1 protein-coding gene is annotated in these 1,552 nt (G+C 64.4%); it reads left to right on the top strand.

The genetic code is table 11. The features are described from left to right. A partial coding sequence (locus HLUSI_RS0101180; RefSeq protein ID WP_029362979.1) for a sensor histidine kinase occupies positions 1-1,552 on the top strand: 1,552 nt, incomplete at both ends.

Raw genomic sequence — 1,552 nt, 5'->3', positions numbered from 1 at the left:
CGCCGTCATGGCGCCAGGCCAGCTTGCCGTCGGCGCTACCAGTCACGCCACTACCCGCACTCGCCTCCCCCGCTCTCACCGTGCGCACCACCTGGATGCGCTTTGCGCTTGCCGGCCGGCCTATCCCGGCCGATGCCGATACACCGGCCGCACCGCTCGCGCTCTATGCCAGCCGCATCAAGACCGACGGCACCGTCGCGGTCTACCTCAACGGTCGCCTCGTGCATCGTGCGCAACAACGCGGCCAGTTGTGGAACAGTCTGTTCACGCCGCTATGGATCTTGCCGGATCAGGCCGCCGACGGCGCGCCGCTGAAGGAAATCCTGATTCGCGTGGAGCACGCGCCGGAAACGCCGGTAGGCTTGTCGACGCTCTGGCTGGGTCCCGCCGAGGTCTTGCAGGGGCGTTATTACCTGCGCCAGTGGCTGCAACGGGAATTGCCGGCCACGCTCAGCGCCGCCTTCATGGTGGTTGGAATTTTCGCGTTGTTCGTCTGGTTCCGACGCCGGCATGAGACCGGCTACCTGCTGTTCTTCAATCTGGCGGCAGTCTCTTTCGTTGGACATCTGCATTACTACGTCAGTCTGCCCATCGTGGTCGACTGGTTCGCCTGGCTAACCGCCAACGCCTTGTTCTGGCTGCTCACGGTGATCCACCTTTTCCTCTGCCAGCTGCACGGCCGTCCGCTGCGCCGGCTTACGCGCGCCATCGTCGGCATCACGCTGACGATCAGCATCCTGTCGTTGCCGGTGCTGGGCGTGTTGCCGGTCTTTCCGAGCACCTCGCTGCTGGTGCCGCTGGCGTATGCAATTGCGGTGCTGATGGGCGTTACGGTCAGCGTTGCGGGCGGCGTCTGCTCCTGGAAGCGTTCCCGCGAAGGCTTGCTGCTGACGCTCGGAGTCGGCGTATCGACCTTGCTGGGCATGTCCGACTGGCTGCTGCACAACAACGTCGTCAGTCCGGAAGGCTGGTTCCTGGGCGCCTACACCAACGCCGTCACCTTCGCCATGTTCGGCACGCTGATGTATCGCCGCTACGTCAACGCCATTGCTGAAGTCGAACTGGTCAACGCCGGTCTGGCGCAACGCCTCGAAGCACGCGAGCATGAGCTCGGGCAGACCCACCGGCGCCTGCGCGAAGCTGCTCTGCGACAAACCATCAGCGACGAGCGCCAGCGCCTCATGCAGGATATGCACGACGGCCTCGGCTCAACGCTGATCAGCGCGATCCGTTCGGTGGAACACGGCGGCGTCAGCGATGTGAAGGTGTCGCAAATCCTCAAGGATTGCCTCGACGACCTCAAGCTGACCATCGATTCCATGGAGCCGGTGGAGGCGGATCTGCTGTTGTTGCTGGCGACCTTGCGCTTCCGCCTGGAGCCGCGCCTGGAAGGCACCGACATCGCGCTCGTGTGGGAAGTTCAGGAACTGCCGACGCTGGACTGGCTGGAGCCGTCCAGCGCCTTGCATATTTTGCGCATCGTGCAGGAGAGCATCGCCAACATCCTGCGCCATACACGCGCCGACCGCATCCGCGTCGCCACCGCGCATGC

Source organism: Herbaspirillum lusitanum P6-12 (assembly GCF_000256565.1).
Classification (GTDB): domain Bacteria; phylum Pseudomonadota; class Gammaproteobacteria; order Burkholderiales; family Burkholderiaceae_D; genus Herbaspirillum; species Herbaspirillum lusitanum.
The sequence above is the reverse complement of the archived record's forward strand: the minus strand, read 5'-3'. Positions and strand labels throughout refer to the sequence as shown.